The 16135-nt window shown below is 62.7% G+C and carries 14 protein-coding genes; 7 read left to right on the top strand and 7 right to left on the bottom strand.

Annotation, left to right across the window (positions count from 1 at the left end; genetic code table 11):
* Window positions 1-174: 174 nt before the first annotated feature.
* The 3 genes from BTH42_RS05140 (at window position 175) to BTH42_RS05130 (ending at window position 3260) form a co-directional block, all read left to right on the top strand.
* Window positions 175-726, top strand: a complete 552-nt coding sequence (locus tag BTH42_RS05140; RefSeq protein ID WP_075296462.1) for a hypothetical protein — start codon at window positions 175-177, stop codon at window positions 724-726.
* 232 nt (window positions 727-958) lie between these two features.
* Window positions 959-1594 (top strand): carbonic anhydrase, encoded by a 636-nt coding sequence (locus BTH42_RS05135; RefSeq protein WP_075296460.1) that lies wholly within the window; start codon window positions 959-961, stop codon window positions 1592-1594.
* Window positions 1595-1697: 103 nt separating this feature from the next.
* Window positions 1698-3260: a SulP family inorganic anion transporter gene (locus BTH42_RS05130; RefSeq protein WP_075296458.1), complete on the top strand. Its 1563-nt coding sequence runs from the start codon at window positions 1698-1700 to the stop codon at window positions 3258-3260.
* Between the two features lie 136 nt (window positions 3261-3396).
* Here the strand turns inward: BTH42_RS05130 and BTH42_RS05125 are convergent, their stop codons facing one another.
* The 7 genes from BTH42_RS05125 to BTH42_RS05095 form a co-directional block, all read right to left on the bottom strand.
* The gene (locus tag BTH42_RS05125) at window positions 3397-4944 is read right to left on the bottom strand and encodes a 2-isopropylmalate synthase (RefSeq protein ID WP_075296456.1); all 1548 of its coding nucleotides are present in this window, start codon (window positions 4942-4944) and stop codon (window positions 3397-3399) included.
* Between the two features lie 345 nt (window positions 4945-5289).
* Window positions 5290-6162 (bottom strand): CDP-diacylglycerol--serine O-phosphatidyltransferase, encoded by an 873-nt coding sequence (gene pssA / locus BTH42_RS05120; protein WP_075296454.1) that lies wholly within the window; start codon window positions 6160-6162, stop codon window positions 5290-5292.
* A gap of 24 nt (window positions 6163-6186) precedes the next feature.
* Window positions 6187-6825 carry a phosphatidylserine decarboxylase gene (locus BTH42_RS05115; protein WP_075296452.1) on the bottom strand — a complete coding sequence of 213 codons (639 nt, stop codon included), beginning with the start codon at window positions 6823-6825 and terminating at the stop codon, window positions 6187-6189.
* A 118-nt stretch (window positions 6826-6943) separates the two neighbouring features.
* Window positions 6944-8644: a group II intron reverse transcriptase/maturase gene (gene ltrA / locus BTH42_RS05110; protein ID WP_075296450.1), complete on the bottom strand. Its 1701-nt coding sequence runs from the start codon at window positions 8642-8644 to the stop codon at window positions 6944-6946.
* Window positions 8645-9761: 1117 nt separating this feature from the next.
* On the bottom strand, window positions 9762-10778 hold the full coding sequence (gene ilvC, locus BTH42_RS05105) for a ketol-acid reductoisomerase (RefSeq protein WP_075296448.1): 1017 nt from the start codon (window positions 10776-10778) through the stop codon (window positions 9762-9764).
* Between the two features lie 108 nt (window positions 10779-10886).
* Window positions 10887-11378, bottom strand: coding sequence for an acetolactate synthase small subunit (ilvN, locus tag BTH42_RS05100; RefSeq protein ID WP_008920618.1), 492 nt, complete (start codon window positions 11376-11378; stop codon window positions 10887-10889).
* A gap of 124 nt (window positions 11379-11502) precedes the next feature.
* Complete coding sequence (locus tag BTH42_RS05095) at window positions 11503-13266, bottom strand: acetolactate synthase 3 catalytic subunit (RefSeq protein WP_075296446.1); 1764 nt, start codon at window positions 13264-13266, stop codon at window positions 11503-11505.
* 359 nt (window positions 13267-13625) lie between these two features.
* Here BTH42_RS05095 and BTH42_RS05090 point away from each other — a divergent pair, with 359 nt between their 5' ends.
* From BTH42_RS05090 to BTH42_RS05075, 4 genes are read left to right on the top strand one after another with little or no spacing between them, the layout of a single operon-like run.
* On the top strand, window positions 13626-14189 hold the full coding sequence (locus BTH42_RS05090) for an RNA polymerase sigma factor (RefSeq protein ID WP_075296444.1): 564 nt from the start codon (window positions 13626-13628) through the stop codon (window positions 14187-14189).
* Entirely contained in the window at window positions 14186-14617 is a 432-nt protein-coding gene (locus tag BTH42_RS05085; protein ID WP_075296442.1) for a DUF3619 family protein, read from the top strand. Before BTH42_RS05090 ends, BTH42_RS05085 begins: the two co-directional genes overlap by 4 nt.
* Before the next feature lie 16 nt (window positions 14618-14633).
* Window positions 14634-15401, top strand: a complete 768-nt coding sequence (locus tag BTH42_RS05080) for a DUF3106 domain-containing protein (protein WP_075296440.1) — start codon at window positions 14634-14636, stop codon at window positions 15399-15401.
* A gap of 13 nt (window positions 15402-15414) precedes the next feature.
* A complete protein-coding gene (locus BTH42_RS05075; protein WP_075296438.1) occupies window positions 15415-15939 on the top strand; it encodes an RDD family protein in 525 nt (174 codons plus the stop codon).
* Window positions 15940-16135 lie beyond the last annotated feature (196 nt).

The raw sequence follows: 16135 nt of genomic DNA, 5'->3' as shown, positions 1-16135 counted from the left end.
GCCGCACAGGGAATAGGCAAGCCGGCGCGGCCGTTCCCGTTGCGAGGGGCGCCCGCGAGCGGGCCGCGCCCCCCGCGCACCCGCACTCCGCGCGGTTCTTTTGCCGTAACGCATGTCAGAATATTGCGGCTCGACGAATAACAACCGCTACTCGAACGCCTATCGGAGGAATCCATGCCGAACCGCCCTCACCGCACGGCGGCCTCTGTCGCAACACCGGCCGGCGCCCATCTGCGCCGCGCAGCGCTAGTCTGCCTGAGCGTGCTCGCGCTCGCGGGCTGCGCGCAGCCCTGGCAGCAATACAGCCAGGGCGCGGACGCGTCGACGATCGTCGCGCGCCTCGGTCCACCGCGCGAAGTCTACGATCTGCCCGACGGCGGCAAGCGCCTGATGTGGCCGACCCAGCCGATGGGCGAAACCACCACTGCCGCCGACATCGACGCGGCCGGCAAGATCGTCACCGTGCGCCAAGTGCTGCAGCCCAACGAGTTCTACCGCGCCGAGATCGGCAAATGGACCCGCAGCGACGTGCTGGTCAATTTCGGCCGGCCGGTCGAGACGTCGTACTTCCCGCTGATGAAGCGCGAGGTCTGGACCTATCGCTATCTCGAGGACAACGTCTGGTACATGCTGTACAGCTTCTACTTCGACGACCAGGGGATCCTGCGGACCACGCAGAAAACGCCCGACCCGCTGCACGACCCGGATCGGCGCAGTCTGTTCTGAGTGACGCTAGCATTTCTTCTGCGCAGGAAAAAAATTTAACAAAGCCGCCTTTCACAGGTGGCTTTTTTTATTTTTTTAACATTAACGCGAATTTTTATATGACTCTCGTCAATTATTTTCTGGTAGAAAGCTGATTGTAATTTTTTAGTCGACCGCGGTTTGCCTCCAGCTGCATGGTCACAGTCGTGCCCGCAAACCGCGTCGACGTGTCTTTCTAACGGGAGTCGCTCCGATGAACCGTCCCAAACAATTACTGGTTGCCAACGTCGCGTGGGCGCATGAAACCGCGACGCGCGATCCGGGCTTTTTTAGCGATCTGGAACGTGGGCAGAATCCGCACGTGCTGTGGATCGGCTGCTCGGACAGCCGGGTGCCCGCCGAAACGATCACCCATTGCGAGCCCGGCGATCTGTTCCTCCATCGCAACATCGCCAACCTGTTCGATCCCGCCGACGACAACTCCGCCAGCGTCCTCGAATACGCCGTACGGGTGCTCAAGGTCGGCCACGTGATCGTCTGCGGCCACTACGGCTGCGGCGGCGTGCGCGCGGCGCTGCTGCCGCCGAACCCCGAGCTGCCGCACGTGAACCGGCGCATCAAGCCGCTGTGCGCGCTCGCGACAGCGCACCACGCGGAGCTGGCCGGCGAGCCGACCGAATCGAAGCGGGTCGACCGGCTGGCCGAGCTGAACGTGCTCGAACAGGTGCGCCAGCTGCGCGCGCATCCGATCGTGCGCGAAGCCGATCCCGCGCCGCTCGTGCACGGCTGGGTCTTCAAACTCGACGACGGGCGTCTGAAGGTGCTGACCTCCGGCTACGCCGCCGACGACGCGATGACCTGCACGACCACCGCCCATAGCGCGGGCTAGCAGCCCGCCGCGCATCACCCATTCCTGTTCCGTTCGACCCGCGGCGAGCGCCGACAGCGCGATCGTTCGTCGTCCGCCGCCCTACCTCCGGTACTTCGACACCATGAACACTGAACGCTTTTTCCCCTCGCTCCAGCGCGATCTGCTGGCCGGCACGGTGGTTTTTCTCGTCGCGTTGCCGTTATGTCTCGGCATCGCCCACGCGTCGGGCGTCGATCCGTTCGCGGGTCTCGTGTCCGGCATCATCGGCGGGCTGGTGGTGGCGGCGCTGAGCGGCTCGCGTCTGAGCGTGAGCGGGCCGGCCGCGGGCCTCGTCGTGATCGTCGTCGACGGCATCGCGCGGCTCGGCAGCTTTTCCGCGTTTCTGCTCGCCGTGCTGTTGTCCGGCGTGCTGCAGTTCGGTTTCGGCATGCTGAAGGCCGGCCGGCTCGCCGGCTATGTGCCGTCGCCCGTCATCAAGGGGATGCTGGCGGCGATCGGCGTGCTGCTGATCGTCAAGCAGTTCCCGGCCGCGCTCGGTCTCGGCGACGCAGACGCGGTCGCGCACTCGGCGGCCGCGGTGGCCACGCCATTCGGCTCGATCTCGCCGATGGCGATCCTGATCGCGCTGCTGTCGCTCGCGATTCTGGCCGGCTGGGAAACCCGTGCGCTGCGCCGCTTCGCGCTGGTGCGCCTGCTGCCGTCGCCGCTCGCGGTGGTGCTGCTCGGGATCGGCACGACCCTCGCGCTGAAGTTCGTCGCGCCCGCTTTTGCGCTGCCCGCCGAAGGTCTCGTCGCGTTGCCGTCGCTCGGCTCGCTGGCGGCGCTACAGTCCTCGATCGAATCCGCCGACTTCGGCCCGCACTTCGCGCAACTCGCCAATCCCGACATCTGGCGCGTCGCGATCACGCTGGCGATCGTCGCGAGTCTCGAGACGCTGCTGAACCTCGAAGCGGTCGAGCAGATCGACCCCGAGCGGCGTCACGCGCCGCCCGATCGCGAGCTCAAGGCGCAGGGCGTCGGCAATCTGATCGCGGGCGTGCTCGGCGGCCTGCCGATCACGTCGGTGATCGTGCGCAGTTCCGCCAACGTGTATGCGGGCGGCAAGAGCCGGCTGTCGGCGATCGTCCACGGTGTGCTGCTGCTCGTCAGCGTGTTCGCCCTCACCGGGATCATCAACCTGATTCCGCTCGCCTGCCTCGCCGGGATCCTGATCTTCACAGGCTTCAAACTCGCGAAGCCGTCGCTGTTCGTCGCGATCGCGCGACAAGGTTTCGCGCCCTTCGCCCCGTTCATCGTCACGCTGGTCGGCGTGCTCGCCACCGATCTGCTGATCGGCATCGCGCTCGGTATCCTGTGCAGCGTGCTGCTCGCGCTGTACGCGAACCTGCGCGGGCCGATCGTGCTCGCGCAGCACGGCGATCACTATCTGCTGTCGTTCCGCAAGGACGTGTCGTTTCTCGGCAAGGTGCCGTTCAAGCGCTATCTGCAGCAGATTCCCGACGGCGCGACCGTGATCGTCGATGCGACCCGCGCCGATTTCGTCGATCACGACGTGCGCGAGCTGCTCGACGATTTCGTCGCCGCGGCGCCGCGCCGCGAGATCGCCGTCGAGGTGCGCTATCAGCCGCGCGCACAGGCCAACGCGGAGCGCGGCTGGTGGCTGCGCAGGACCGCGTCGGAATAGTCACCGCCAAGTAGCGGGCAACAAAAAAGCCCCGCGCCAGAGCACTGGCGCGGGGCTTTTTTTATCGGGCTGGAAACGCGAGCCGACGCGCTGCTCGCGCGCCACCTTGCGTCATTGCACCGGCATTACACCGGCATCACTCCGAACGCTGCGGATTGAGTTTGTCCGCATTCGAATACAGCTTGTTGAGCGCCGAGAAATACGCCTTCGCCGACGCCGCGACGATATCCGGATCGGTGCCGACGCCATTGACGATGCGCCCGCTCCTCGACAGCCGCACCGTCACCTCGCCCTGCGCCTGGGTGCCGGTCGTGATCGCGTTCACCGAGTACAGCAGCAGCTCGGAGCCGCTGCCCACTTCCGTTTCGATCGCGTTGAGCGTCGCGTCGACCGGGCCGTTGCCGCGCGCCTCGCCGGTGATCTCCTTGCCCTCGACCGAGAACACGACCTTCGCGTGCGGCTGCTCGCCGGTCTCCGAGTGCTGCGCCATCGACAGGAACTTGTAGTGCTCCTTCTCGTGCGCTTCCGCCGATTCCTCGTTGACGATCGCGATGATGTCTTCGTCGAAAATCTCGGCCTTGCGGTCGGCCAGTTCCTTGAAGCGCGCGAACGCGGCGTTCAGTTCGGCTTCGCTGTCGAGCGCGATGCCCAGTTCCTGCAGACGCTGCTTGAACGCGTTGCGGCCCGACAGCTTGCCGAGCACGATCTTGTTGGCGGTCCAGCCCACGTCTTCGGCGCGCATGATTTCGTAGGTGTCGCGCGCCTTCAGCACGCCGTCCTGGTGGATGCCGGACGCGTGCGCGAACGCGTTCGCGCCGACCACCGCCTTGTTCGGCTGCACGACGAAGCCAGTGATCTGCGACACGAGCTTCGAGGCCGGCACGATCTGCGTGGTATCGAGACCGACGTCGAGGCCGAAATAGTCCTTGCGGGTCTTCACCGCCATCACGATTTCTTCGAGCGAGGTATTGCCCGCGCGCTCGCCGAGTCCGTTGATCGTGCACTCGACCTGGCGCGCGCCGCCGATCTGCACGCCCGCGAGCGAATTCGCGACGGCCATGCCGAGGTCGTTATGGCAGTGCACCGAGAACACCGCCTTGTGCGAGTTCGGAATGCGCTCGCGCAGCGTCTTGACGAGCTGGCCGTACAGTTCCGGCACGCCGTAGCCGACCGTGTCCGCGATGTTGATGGTGGTCGCGCCCTCGGCGATCACGGCCTCCAGCACGCGGCACAGGAAGTCCATGTCCGAGCGGCTGCCGTCTTCCGGCGAGAACTCGACGTCGTCGGTGAACTTGCGCGCGAATCGCACCGCGAGCTTCGCCTGCTCGAACACCTGCTCCGGCGTCATGCGCAGCTTCTTCTCCATATGCAGCGGCGAGGTTGCGATGAACGTGTGAATGCGGAACTGGTCGGCCGGTTTGAGCGCGTCGGCGGCGCGCTGGATGTCCTTGTCGTTCGCGCGCGCAAGCGAGCAGATCTTGCTGTCCTTGACGAGGCCCGCGATCGTCTGGATCGCGTCGAAGTCGCCGTTCGAGCTCGCGGCGAAACCGGCCTCGATCACGTCGACCTTCATCCGCTCGAGCTGCTTCGCGATGCGAATCTTTTCTTCCTTCGTCATCGACGCACCGGGCGACTGCTCGCCGTCACGCAACGTGGTGTCGAAAATGATCAGTTTGTCGGACATGTCGGGCTCCTCGGGAGTCGTTCGGATAGGGGGACGGGGTTGGTATTCGAAGAATTGGCGCGGCCGGCGGACAGCAGCGCGAAGGCGGGAACAATGCATGTTGGCGCGCCGCAGCGAACGCCGCGGCAGTCAGGCTTCATCGGCCACGCGGACGCACTTGATCCGACGACTATAGCGAGATTCCAGTGGCCATGCAATGCGCGTCCGGGCGCCCTGAAAACGCCGTACGACGCCGATCCGCGACACCTGCCCCCCCCCCCGCCGGCAACGAAAAACGGCAGCCCGAAGGCTGCCGTTTTCTGGTGTTGTGGCGAGGAAGCGCCGCTCAGGCCGTGACCCGAAATGTCACCGGTCGTGCGACATCGAACGCGCCGGATTGGCTTTGCCACGCACCGCCTGATACGCCCAGAACACATAGCCGGACAGGCCGTACAGCACGAACAGGCCGAACAGCATCAGCGGCGGATCGGACGACACCAGCACGAACGCAACCACCACCAGCAGGATCACGCCGAACGGCACCCGGTGCCGCACGTCGAGCGCCTTGCCGCTATAGAACGGCGCGTTCGACACCATCGTCACGCCCGCATAGATGGTCAGCACGAACGCGACCCACGGCAGCCAGACCAGCTTCAGCGGCACGCGGTTGTCGGTGGCGAGCCACACGAAGCCGGCGATCAGCGCGGCGGCGGCCGGGCTCGGCATCCCCTGGAAGAAACGCTTGTCGACCACGCCGATGTTGGTGTTGAAACGCGCGAGCCGCAGCGCCGCGCCCGAGCAGTAGACGAACGCCGCGAGCCAGCCCCAGCGCCCGAGGTCCTTCAGGATCCACTCGTACATCACGAGCGCGGGCGCAACACCGAACGACACCATGTCCGACAGGCTGTCGAACTGCTCGCCGAACGCGCTTTGCGTATGGGTCATGCGCGCGACGCGGCCGTCCATGCCGTCGAGCACCATCGCGACGAAGATCGCGATGGCCGCGATCTCGAAGCGCACGTTCATCGCCTGCACGACGGCGAAGAACCCGCAGAACAGCGCCGCGGTGGTGAACGCATTGGGCAGCAGGTAGATGCCACGCTTTCTGAGGAACTGCTGGCGCTGCGCGCGCCGGCTCTCGGCGACCGGCGAGTCCGTCACCACCGGCGGCTTGTTACGGCGAAACGGCCGCGGCAGCGGACCGCTGCTGCGGGGGCGACGCGGTTTGAATGCGGCCATTCGGACAACCTCCTGTATGCCGCTTTACAGCTCGGCGAGGATCGTCGACGACGCCGACACCTTCTCGCCGATCGACACACGCGGACGGCTGCCGACCGGCAGATACACGTCGACGCGCGAACCGAAGCGGATGAAGCCATAGCGCTGGCCGCGGGTCAGCGGCTCGCCTGCACGCACATAGCAAAGAATGCGCCGCGCGATCAGACCGGCGATCTGCACCGACGTGACCGTCTGGCCGCCGGCCATCTCGATCACCACCGCGTTGCGCTCGTTTTCGGTCGACGCTTTATCCACCGCCGCGTTCAGATACGCGCCCGGGAAGTACTGGACCTTCGAGATCGCGCCGTCGACCGGCGAGCGCTGCGAGTGCACGTTGAACACGTTCATGAACACGCTGATCTTCAGCGCTTCGCGATTGGCATACGGATCGTGGGCGGTTTCGACCGCGACGATGCGACCGTCGGCCGGGCACAGCACCGCGTTGGCCTGGGTCGGAATCGGCCGGGCCGGGTCGCGGAAGAACTGCACGACGAAGATCAGCAGCAGCCAGAAAATCCACGCAATGCCGAACCCCGCGAACGCGTGAACCAGCAAGGCAACAACGGCCGCGATGGCGATGAACGGCCAGCCTTCTCGCGCGATGATCGGATGAGGGTAATTCATGGATTGGCTTCTGTGTTTTTGGAGGGTAGCCCCCCTTCCTCGCGGAAAGAGGGCCCCCTAAGAACCGTACGTGCGAGTTTCCCCGCATACGGCTCAAATCTACAAACAAAGCCCGGTCTTAGGACCGGGCCGGCTTAGTTACCGCAATTTTACCTGCGTGCGCCTGCTGATGGCAGTGCGGGTGAAGCAGAACCCTGTTCGAGAGAGCGTCCGTACCACCATGCATCCGATACTCTAGATGATGGTCATGCCAGCCGGTCTCCTTTGTCAGGGCACAGCCACAATGCGAGCAAAGCCCGTCTTGCGACATATACAGCGAAACCCATTGCTTCCGATAACGCATTGAGTGTTCCATGCGCGCCTGTCGCAACTGTTCGCCGTACTGCTCCCACTCAGGATCAAAGGGATTGAATGCTCCTTTGACCTTTCTGTGTCGCTTAATTTCCGTACCGCTAAGTTGGTACAGGCTAAGCAACCCCTTACTACCGTCGTCACGAGCTACAGGAACAGCGAACACCCAGTTTCGATTGCCCTCCGAGTGAAAATATTTCTTTTTCACCCAGTCGGCATTCTTGTTCAGGTGCCGCCTCGTCGACCACCGCCAAAGTCTTCGGAAAATCAAAGACTCCATGCGGCTGTATGCCTCTTTGGCGACCACGGGACTGTGATACTGCGCCCAGCCTCGTAGCATCGGGTTCAGCAGTCGAATCAGATTCTCCTGCTTCACCGTCTTGTGACCGCTGATCGTATCCGCCACCTTGCGATAGAACGTTTGCACGTTTTTCTTGCTCGGCTTGATGAGCAGAGTCCCCGAATACTTACGGAAATTCCACCCCAGGAAATCGAAGCCCGAATCGATGTGTGTGATGCGCGTTTTCTCCTCAGACAGTTGCAGACCTCGAACGGCAAGGAATGCTTCCACCCAAGGTCGGACTTCCTGCTCCAGCAACTCTTGCGAGTCACCGGTGATCACGAAGTCGTCCGCGTACCGCACTACATTGACTTTAAGCTTGTTGGCTTTTGCGATCCCAAACTTCGCACTAAGGTGCGCCAGCAGTTCTCGCTCCAGCCCGTTCAGCGTCACATTCGCCAGCGTCGGAGAAATGATCCCTCCTTGCGGCGTACCGGCCTCTGTCGCCTGAAGCTGCCCCTTGTAAATCAGGCCAGCTTTCAGCCATTTCCGGAGGATTTCCTTGTCCATAAGGACATGGGTTTCCAGCCAGTTGTGGCTAATATGGTCGAAGCATCCCTTGATATCCGCCTCCAGCACCCAACGGGCTGAGCCCTTTTGGGACATGGCGACGAATATCTGTGACATGGCGTCAGCCGTCGAGCGGTTTAACCTGAACCCATAAGAGTTCGGGTCGCTCGTCGATTCCGACACCGGCTCCAAGGCCAGCAGATACAACGCTTGCATAGCCCTGTCCCGCATGGTCGGAATTCCCAGAGGGCGCTCCTTTCCATTGGCCTTGGGGATAAAGACTCTCCGTAAAGGCAGAGGCTTGTATCCACGCCGCTTCAACCTGCCGACAGCAAGCCATCGGCTCTCAGGCGAGTCCCAAAGTTCGCGATCGACTCCAGCCGTTCGCGCACCCTGATTCTGCGTAACACGTCGTACCGCATACAGCTTTGCGGACAACGTGCGGGTCAACATCCGTTGCAGGGCTCTCCCCCTGCGCCAATTGCCTTCCCGCGTCGCCTTCGCAATTCGAATCTGCATCCCTCTCACGTTCCGTTCAACCCGCCGCCAATCTACGGCGTACCAGTTGTCCGGCGCGTGGGAAAGCGCAGATCCGTCCTTTCGGACAGATACTCTCATGCTGCTCTCCTACTCGAAGAAGTGAATCCCGAGCGGAGAACAGATCGCCCCTTGCGGGAGCGATCTGCTCCCGCAAGGGGGTTAAAAACATATGCTGACGGTCCAGAAGCCCGACAGCAATCATCTTCCAGCTAAAGGGTTAGTCAGCCATCTTGCGACGGTAGACCAGACGGAAGTCTGCCCGCTTTCGCGTGAGGTAATGTCCCAACCCCTATCCGACCCATTACAGACCGGCTTTCGCTTTCTCCGTCATCCCATACCTGCACAATCAACAGCGTCCCTCACGGTTCGCCTGCCAGTCAAACTGCGACCGGCAACCATACAGGCTTACCACGTTCCCGGCATGTCACACGACTGACTTAGGTTCTGCCTATTCCCCGGCGGTCCGATGACGACGTAACCCGAATTTACAGCGGGTTATCCGACCGCACACCTGTTTGGTTGATGCCTGTCAGCAGCTTTGGCACCGTCCTACTTACGAGGTTTATCAGCAGTTCACTTGCATTAACCGTATCAGCCAGCCTAGCGCCTCAACCCCTTTGCTGCTTGGAGTCTCTGAGTAAATGCCTCGCGGCATTCACGCACCCACTACTTCTGGGGGCTACATTGTCAGAAGAGCTTCACACCCCACCGTTGCCAGTGACGCATGTCTTCGTAGGCTACTGCTGGTCGTACAGCAGGTTCAATTCACACGCCATGCTGCTGACGTGCTCGAACAATGACACACCGAGCTTGCGCTCGTGCTTGCAGCGATCCGTTGCCCAGAGGCTCGGGAGTTACATACAACAATCCGCTTTGTTAGCGGTATTGAAGCCGCTAACTCGGCGGAACCTGACGGTAATCAGGTCAATGCAAATGCGGGCGAAGATACAAGTATCGACGTCCGCCTACGGCAGCGATTCCAGGCAACTTCACCAAGTCTCGCTTCGCTACACAGGGGTGGCCTCAAGGTGCCACCAAATGGGACGGCTTTCGCCGTCCAGTCGATGCGACGCGTGTCGCACGTAAAACCGTAGGATAGCAAAAGCCGCCCAGGGTTCAGCACCCTTGGACGGCTTTTTGACTCATCCGGCCGCCATGCGAACGCAGGGCGCCGGATTTCGTGGCGTGAATACGCTTAGTTCTTCGACTGGTCGACCAGCTTGTTCTTCGCGATCCACGGCATCATCGCGCGCAGCTTCGAACCGACCTGTTCGATCTGGTGCTCGGCCGTCAGACGGCGGCGCGATTGCAGCGTCGGTGCGCCGGCCTTGTTTTCGAGGATGAAGCTCTTTGCGTACTCGCCGGTCTGGATGTCGGTCAGCACGGCCTTCATCGCCTTCTTCGTTTCAGCCGTCACGATGCGCGGACCCGTCACGTACTCGCCGTACTCGGCGTTGTTCGAGATCGAGTAGTTCATGTTCGCGATGCCGCCTTCGTAGATCAGGTCGACGATCAGCTTCAGTTCGTGCAGGCACTCGAAGTACGCCATTTCCGGCGCGTAGCCAGCTTCGACCAGCGTTTCGAAACCAGCCTTGATCAGGTCGACGGTACCGCCGCACAGAACAGCCTGTTCGCCGAACAGGTCGGTTTCGGTTTCTTCGCGGAAGTTCGTTTCGATGATGCCGGCACGGCCGCCGCCGTTTGCCGCTGCGTACGACAGAGCGATGTCACGCGCCGCGCCCGACTTGTCTTGCGCAACTGCGATCAGGTGCGGCACGCCGCCACCTTGCGAGTACGTGCCGCGAACCGTGTGGCCCGGTGCCTTCGGCGCGATCATGATCACGTCCAGATCCGCGCGCGGGATCACCTGACCGTAGTGCACGTTGAAGCCGTGCGCGAACGCGAGGGCTGCGCCCTGCTTGATGTTCGCGTGCACTTCCTTCGCGTACACGTCGGCGATCTGCTCGTCCGGCAGCAGCATCATGACGACGTCCGCGCCCTTGACCGCTTCCGCGACTTCCTTGACCTGCAGGCCGGCGTTCTCAGCCTTGCTCCACGATGCGCCGCCCTTGCGCAGACCGACCGTGATGTTCACGCCGCTTTCCTTCAGGTTCAGCGCGTGCGCATGGCCTTGCGAGCCATAGCCGATGATGGTGACCTGCTTGCCCTTGATGAGGGAGAGATCGGCGTCCTTGTCGTAGAAAACTTTCATGTCGGTTCCTTGGCTAAATTCGATGATTCAGAGAAATTCAGGTACTGCGAATGTGGTACTACGGCCGGGCTGCCTGATGCCGTGCCGCCCGGCTGTGCGATCGTGACGTTAAACCTTCAGAATACGCTCGCCGCGACCGATGCCCGAGCTGCCCGTGCGGACCGTTTCGAGAATCGCCGTGGAGTCGAGCCCCTCGATGAAGGCGTCGAGCTTGTCGCTCGCCCCCGTCAGTTCGATCGTGTAGGTCTTTTCGGTGACGTCGATGATGCGGCCGCGGAAAATATCCGACATCCGCTTCATTTCCTCACGTTCCTTGCCGACCGCCCTCACCTTGATCAGCATCAGCTCGCGTTCGATGTGGGCGCCCTCGGTAAGGTCGACCACTTTCACCACCTCGATCAGGCGGTTCAGATGCTTCGTGATCTGTTCGATCACGTCGTCCGAGCCAACGGAGACGATGGTCATGCGCGACAGCGAACGGTCTTCGGTCGGAGCCACCGTCAAGGTTTCAATGTTGTAGCCGCGTGCCGAAAACAGACCCACCACGCGCGAGAGCGCGCCCGGTTCGTTTTCCAGCAGCACAGAAATGATGTGTCTCATGTTTCGCTTCTTCCAGATGTTGTGTCGATGTCTGCGAGCGGCGCGGCGCCGCTTCGTCCGCCCCCGCCTTTCGTGAAGGCGCGCATGACGAAGCCGGCGCCGGGGTTACCCCGGCGCGCCGTCGTTATAGATCTTCCGAACCCAGCAGCATCTCGGTGATGCCCTTGCCGGCCTGGACCATCGGCCAGACGTTTTCGGTCGGATCGGTCTGGAAGTCGAGAAACACGCAGCGATCTTTCAGGCGCAGCGCTTCCTTCAGCGCCGGCTCGACGTCGGCGGTGCGCTCGATACGCATGCCGACATGACCGTACGCTTCGGCCAGCTTAACGAAGTCGGGCAGCGCATCCATATAGGAATGCGAATAACGCTTGCTGTATTCGATCTGCTGCCACTGGCGGACCATGCCCAGATAGCGGTTGTTCAGCGACAGGATCTTGATCGGCAGATCGTACTGCTTGCAGGTCGACAGCTCCTGAATGCACATCTGGATCGAGCCTTCGCCGGTGATGCACAGCACGTCGTCGTCCGGGTGCGCCATCTTCGCGCCCATCGCCGCCGGCAGGCCGAAGCCCATCGTGCCGAGGCCGCCGGAGTTGATCCAGCGACGCGGCTTGTTAAAGCGGTAGAACTGCGCGGCCCACATCTGGTGCTGGCCGACGTCGGAGCAGACGAACGCGTTGCCGTCGGTCAGCTCCCACGCCTTTTCCACCACGTACTGCGGCTTGATGATGTCGCTCTTGCGATCGAACTTCAGGCAGTCTTTCGAGCGCCAGCCTTCGATGTCCTTCCACCAGTCGGCGAGCGCCGCGGTGTCCGGGCCATGCTCGGCCGTCTGCAACTGCTCGATCAGTTCCTTCAGCACTTCCTTCACGTCGCCGACGATCGGAATGTCGACCTTCACGCGCTTGGAAATGGAGGAAGGATCGATGTCGATATGGATGATCTTGCGCGGGCGCGACGCGAAATGGTTCGGATCGCCGATCACACGGTCGTCGAAGCGCGCACCGATCGCGATCAGCACGTCGCAGTGCTGCATCGCCATGTTGGCTTCGTAAGTACCGTGCATGCCGAGCATGCCGAGGAATTTCTTGTCGCTCGCGCGGTAGCCGCCCAGACCCATCAGCGTGTTGGTGACCGGATAGCCGAGCAGGTCGGCGAACTGGTTCAGCTCACGCGCCGCATCCGCGAGGATGATGCCGCCGCCGGTGTAGATGTACGGGCGCTTCGCCGACAACAGCAGCGACACCGCCTTGCGGATCTGACCGGAGTGGCCCTTGGTGACCGGGTTGTACGAGCGCAGCGACACGCTCTTGAGCGGTTCGTACTGGCAAGGCGTCTTCGACACGTCCTTCGGAATGTCGATCAGCACCGGGCCGGGACGGCCGGTACGGGCAATATAGAAAGCTTTCTTGACGGTGGCGGCGAGATCGCGCACGTCCTTCACGAGGAAGTTGTGCTTCACGCAAGGACGCGTGATGCCGACCGTATCGCATTCCTGGAAGGCGTCCTGACCGATCGCGGCCGTCGGCACCTGGCCGCTGATCACGACCATCGGAATCGAATCCATGTACGCGGTCGCGATGCCGGTCACCGCATTGGTGACGCCGGGGCCGGAGGTGACGAGACACACGCCGACCTTGCCGGTGGAACGCGCATAGGCATCAGCAGCATGCACGGCGGCCTGTTCGTGGCGCACCAGCACGTGCTGGAATTTGTCCTGCTTGTAAAGCTCGTCGTAAATGTAGAGTACCGAGCCGCCGGGATAGCCCCAGATGAACTCGACGTCTTCGTCGGCCAGTGCCTTCATGAGCACGGTGGCGCCGATAGAGTCTGCTTCGTGTGGGAGGGTCGTATCCGACGTGGAGAATTCCGCGCTGGGCATATTCATTGTTTGACCTTTCGAATTTTCGGCAAAAAATTGATCGGGTGCTCTCTGCCGGGCTCGTGACTCGGGTTCAAGCGGCGCGTCCAGTTGACAGGCGGGCTTCTTGGGCCGCACCTCAATTGAGACAACTCACTTATGTTGCGAACCAGCGACAATAGCGGGAGACGCGCGCGCGGTCAAGCAAATATTGCCTCGTTCTTGCGCAGCGCAACACGCAATCGGGCGCAATGGCCGCGGTTGTCAGGCAAACGCAAGCCAGTACAGGTTTCGCCCCTCGCCGCGCAAAAGTTTGTTAGCATCCGCGAGTTTTACGACATTTTTCGACCGATTACGCGCACGCTTGCTGCGCCGACCCCCAACGGATGGCATCAGACAAGGAACTCGCCGATTTTCTGGCGGGCGTCGAAAGGCGCGCGTTCAAGCAAACGGTCTACGCCGTACGGGACGACGACGCGTCGCTCGACATCGTGCAGGACGCGATGATCAAGCTCGCCGAAAAATACGGCGACCGGCCGGCCGCGGAATTGCCGCTGCTATTTCAGCGTATTCTGCAGAATGCGATGCATGACTATTTCCGTCGTGCGAAAGTACGCAACACGTGGGTCACGCTGTTCTCGTCGCTGGGCAATTCGGACGACGACGAATTCGACCCGCTGGAGACCTTCGAGGCCGAGGCCGGCTCGGCCGGCGCCGAGAGCAACGAACGGAAGCTGGAGCGCGAACAGGTGCTGCAGTTGATCGACGACGAAATCCAGAAATTACCGGCACGTCAACGGGAGGCGTTTCTGATGCGTTATTGGGAGGATATGGATGTCGCCGAGACTGCCGCCGCAATGGGCTGCTCCGAGGGCAGCGTGAAAACGCACTGCTCGCGGGCCACCCACACGCTGGCGCACGCGCTCAAGGCGAAAGGAATTACGCTATGAGCTCCGTCGAAAACACAGAACTCGAGTTCGCCCGCCAGGTGCGCCGCGCGCTCGATGAAAATACCGCCAACCTCCCCCCCGCCGCCGTCGACCGGCTCGCCGCGGCGCGCCGTGCCGCGCTCGCGCGCAAGAAGCCCGAACCAGTCAGCGCGCCGGTGTTCGTGCCGACGTTCGCCGGTCTGCCGGGCGGCTTCGGCAGCGCGCCGCAAGGCGACGCCGAGCCGCGCCGCCGCTCGCCGCTGCGCCGTTTTGCGCTCGCGTGGCCGCTGGCCGCGCTGGTGGCGAGCCTGATCGGCATTGCGTACTGGGAAGATCACCAGCGCACCGCCGAACTCGCCGATATCGATGCCGCGATGCTTAGCGACGACCTGCCGCTCAATGCCTACCTTGACCACGGCTTCAACGCGTATCTTTCACGCGCCCACTAAGCGGGAGATTGTTCGGGTGAGCTACAAGCGCGGCCTGGCCGTTGTATTCGGATGCACGATTGCGGCCCTGGTGTCGTTTGCCGCGACGTACCCGCGCTTTCACCCGAGCCCCGCCGCCGCGCCGGGCCATGCGGCCGGCGCCAATCCCGCCGCACCCGCCGCCGCTCCCGCACTGTCAGTCGAATTGCCCGGTCTGCCGGGCAGCAACAGCCCGCTCGCGTGGACGCGGCTGTCCGCGGCCGAGCACGTCGCGCTGGCGCCGTTCGAAGCCCAGTGGGATTCGTTCAGCGACGAGCGCAAACGCAAATGGATCAAGATCGCGTCCCGTTACGCGAAGATGTCGCCCGAGGCGCAAAAGCGTCTGCATGAGCGGATGAGCGAATGGGTCGGCATGACGCCCGACCAGCGGCGCGTTGCGCGCGAGAACTATCAGGTTTCGAAGGAGTTGCCGCGCGAAGCACGCCAGAACGCGTGGAAGGCGTACCAACAACTGACCGACGAACAGAAGGAGCGGCTCGCCGCGAGCGAGCGCAAGCGCCGGCCTAGCGTCGTCAGCGCGCCGCCGTTGGGGCGCAACGAGATCAAGGGCATCGATCGCATCGTCAACGCACGCGAGCATGGCGCAAGCGGTGTAGCGGCGGCCAGCGCCGCGGCGGCTGCGTCGGCGCCGGGTGCCGCGGCATTGCCGTCGCCGCCCGCGATTCCCGCCGCCGGCAGTTTCGTGCCGGCTACGCCGGTGCCGGTGTCGCCGGCCGAGGCGCCGGCCATTTTCAACGGTTCCTGATCCCACCTCCCTCGTGTCGCAACCGCTCGCTACCCCGACTTTGTCCAACTCTATGCCTGACGGCAGCGTGCCCACCGTGCGGCGGCGGCTCGCCGCGTTGCTTTACGAAGCGGTGATTCTGTTCGGCGTGGTGTTTCTCGCCGGCTATCTGTTCAGCACGCTCACGCAGCAGCGCAACGGTCTCACGCATCACAACCTGCTGGCCGGCTGGATTGGGCTCGTGGTGGGGGTGTATTTCGTGTGGTTCTGGACCCACGGCGGGCAGACGCTGCCGATGAAGACCTGGCGGTTACGGTTGGTTGGCGCCGATGGCGCGGGGATTTCCGTTGCCCGCGCGATTGGGCGGTATCTGCTCGCGTGGTTGTGGTTTTTGCCGCCGTTGGCGTTGCATCCGGTGTTGGGGTTGCGGGTGCCGCAGACGCTTTTGATTTTTTGTTTGTGGTTTTTGCTTTGGGCCGTTGTTGGAAGGTTTGATTCGCAGCGGCGGTTTTTGCATGACCGGTTGGCGGGGACGCGGGTCGTGATGGTTTTGCGCTGAGCGCGCTGGGCTTTTTTTCGTCGTTCACTTTCGGCTGCTGGTGGTGCTCGGGCGGTGTTGGCCTTTCCTTGTTTTGTTGTCGGTCTATTGGCGTTGCCCCTGTGCGGGGCGGCACCGACGGGGGTGTCAGGATTTCCGTGTTTAAGGCGGGTTGAGTAATTACACGGAAGGCCGAACGAAACGATCTGCGTAAAGA

The sequence above is a fragment of the Burkholderia sp. SRS-W-2-2016 genome, assembly GCF_001931485.1.
Lineage (GTDB): Bacteria > Pseudomonadota > Gammaproteobacteria > Burkholderiales > Burkholderiaceae > Paraburkholderia.
Note: the sequence above shows the minus strand (reverse complement) of the source record. Positions and strands in the feature narration are given on the sequence as shown.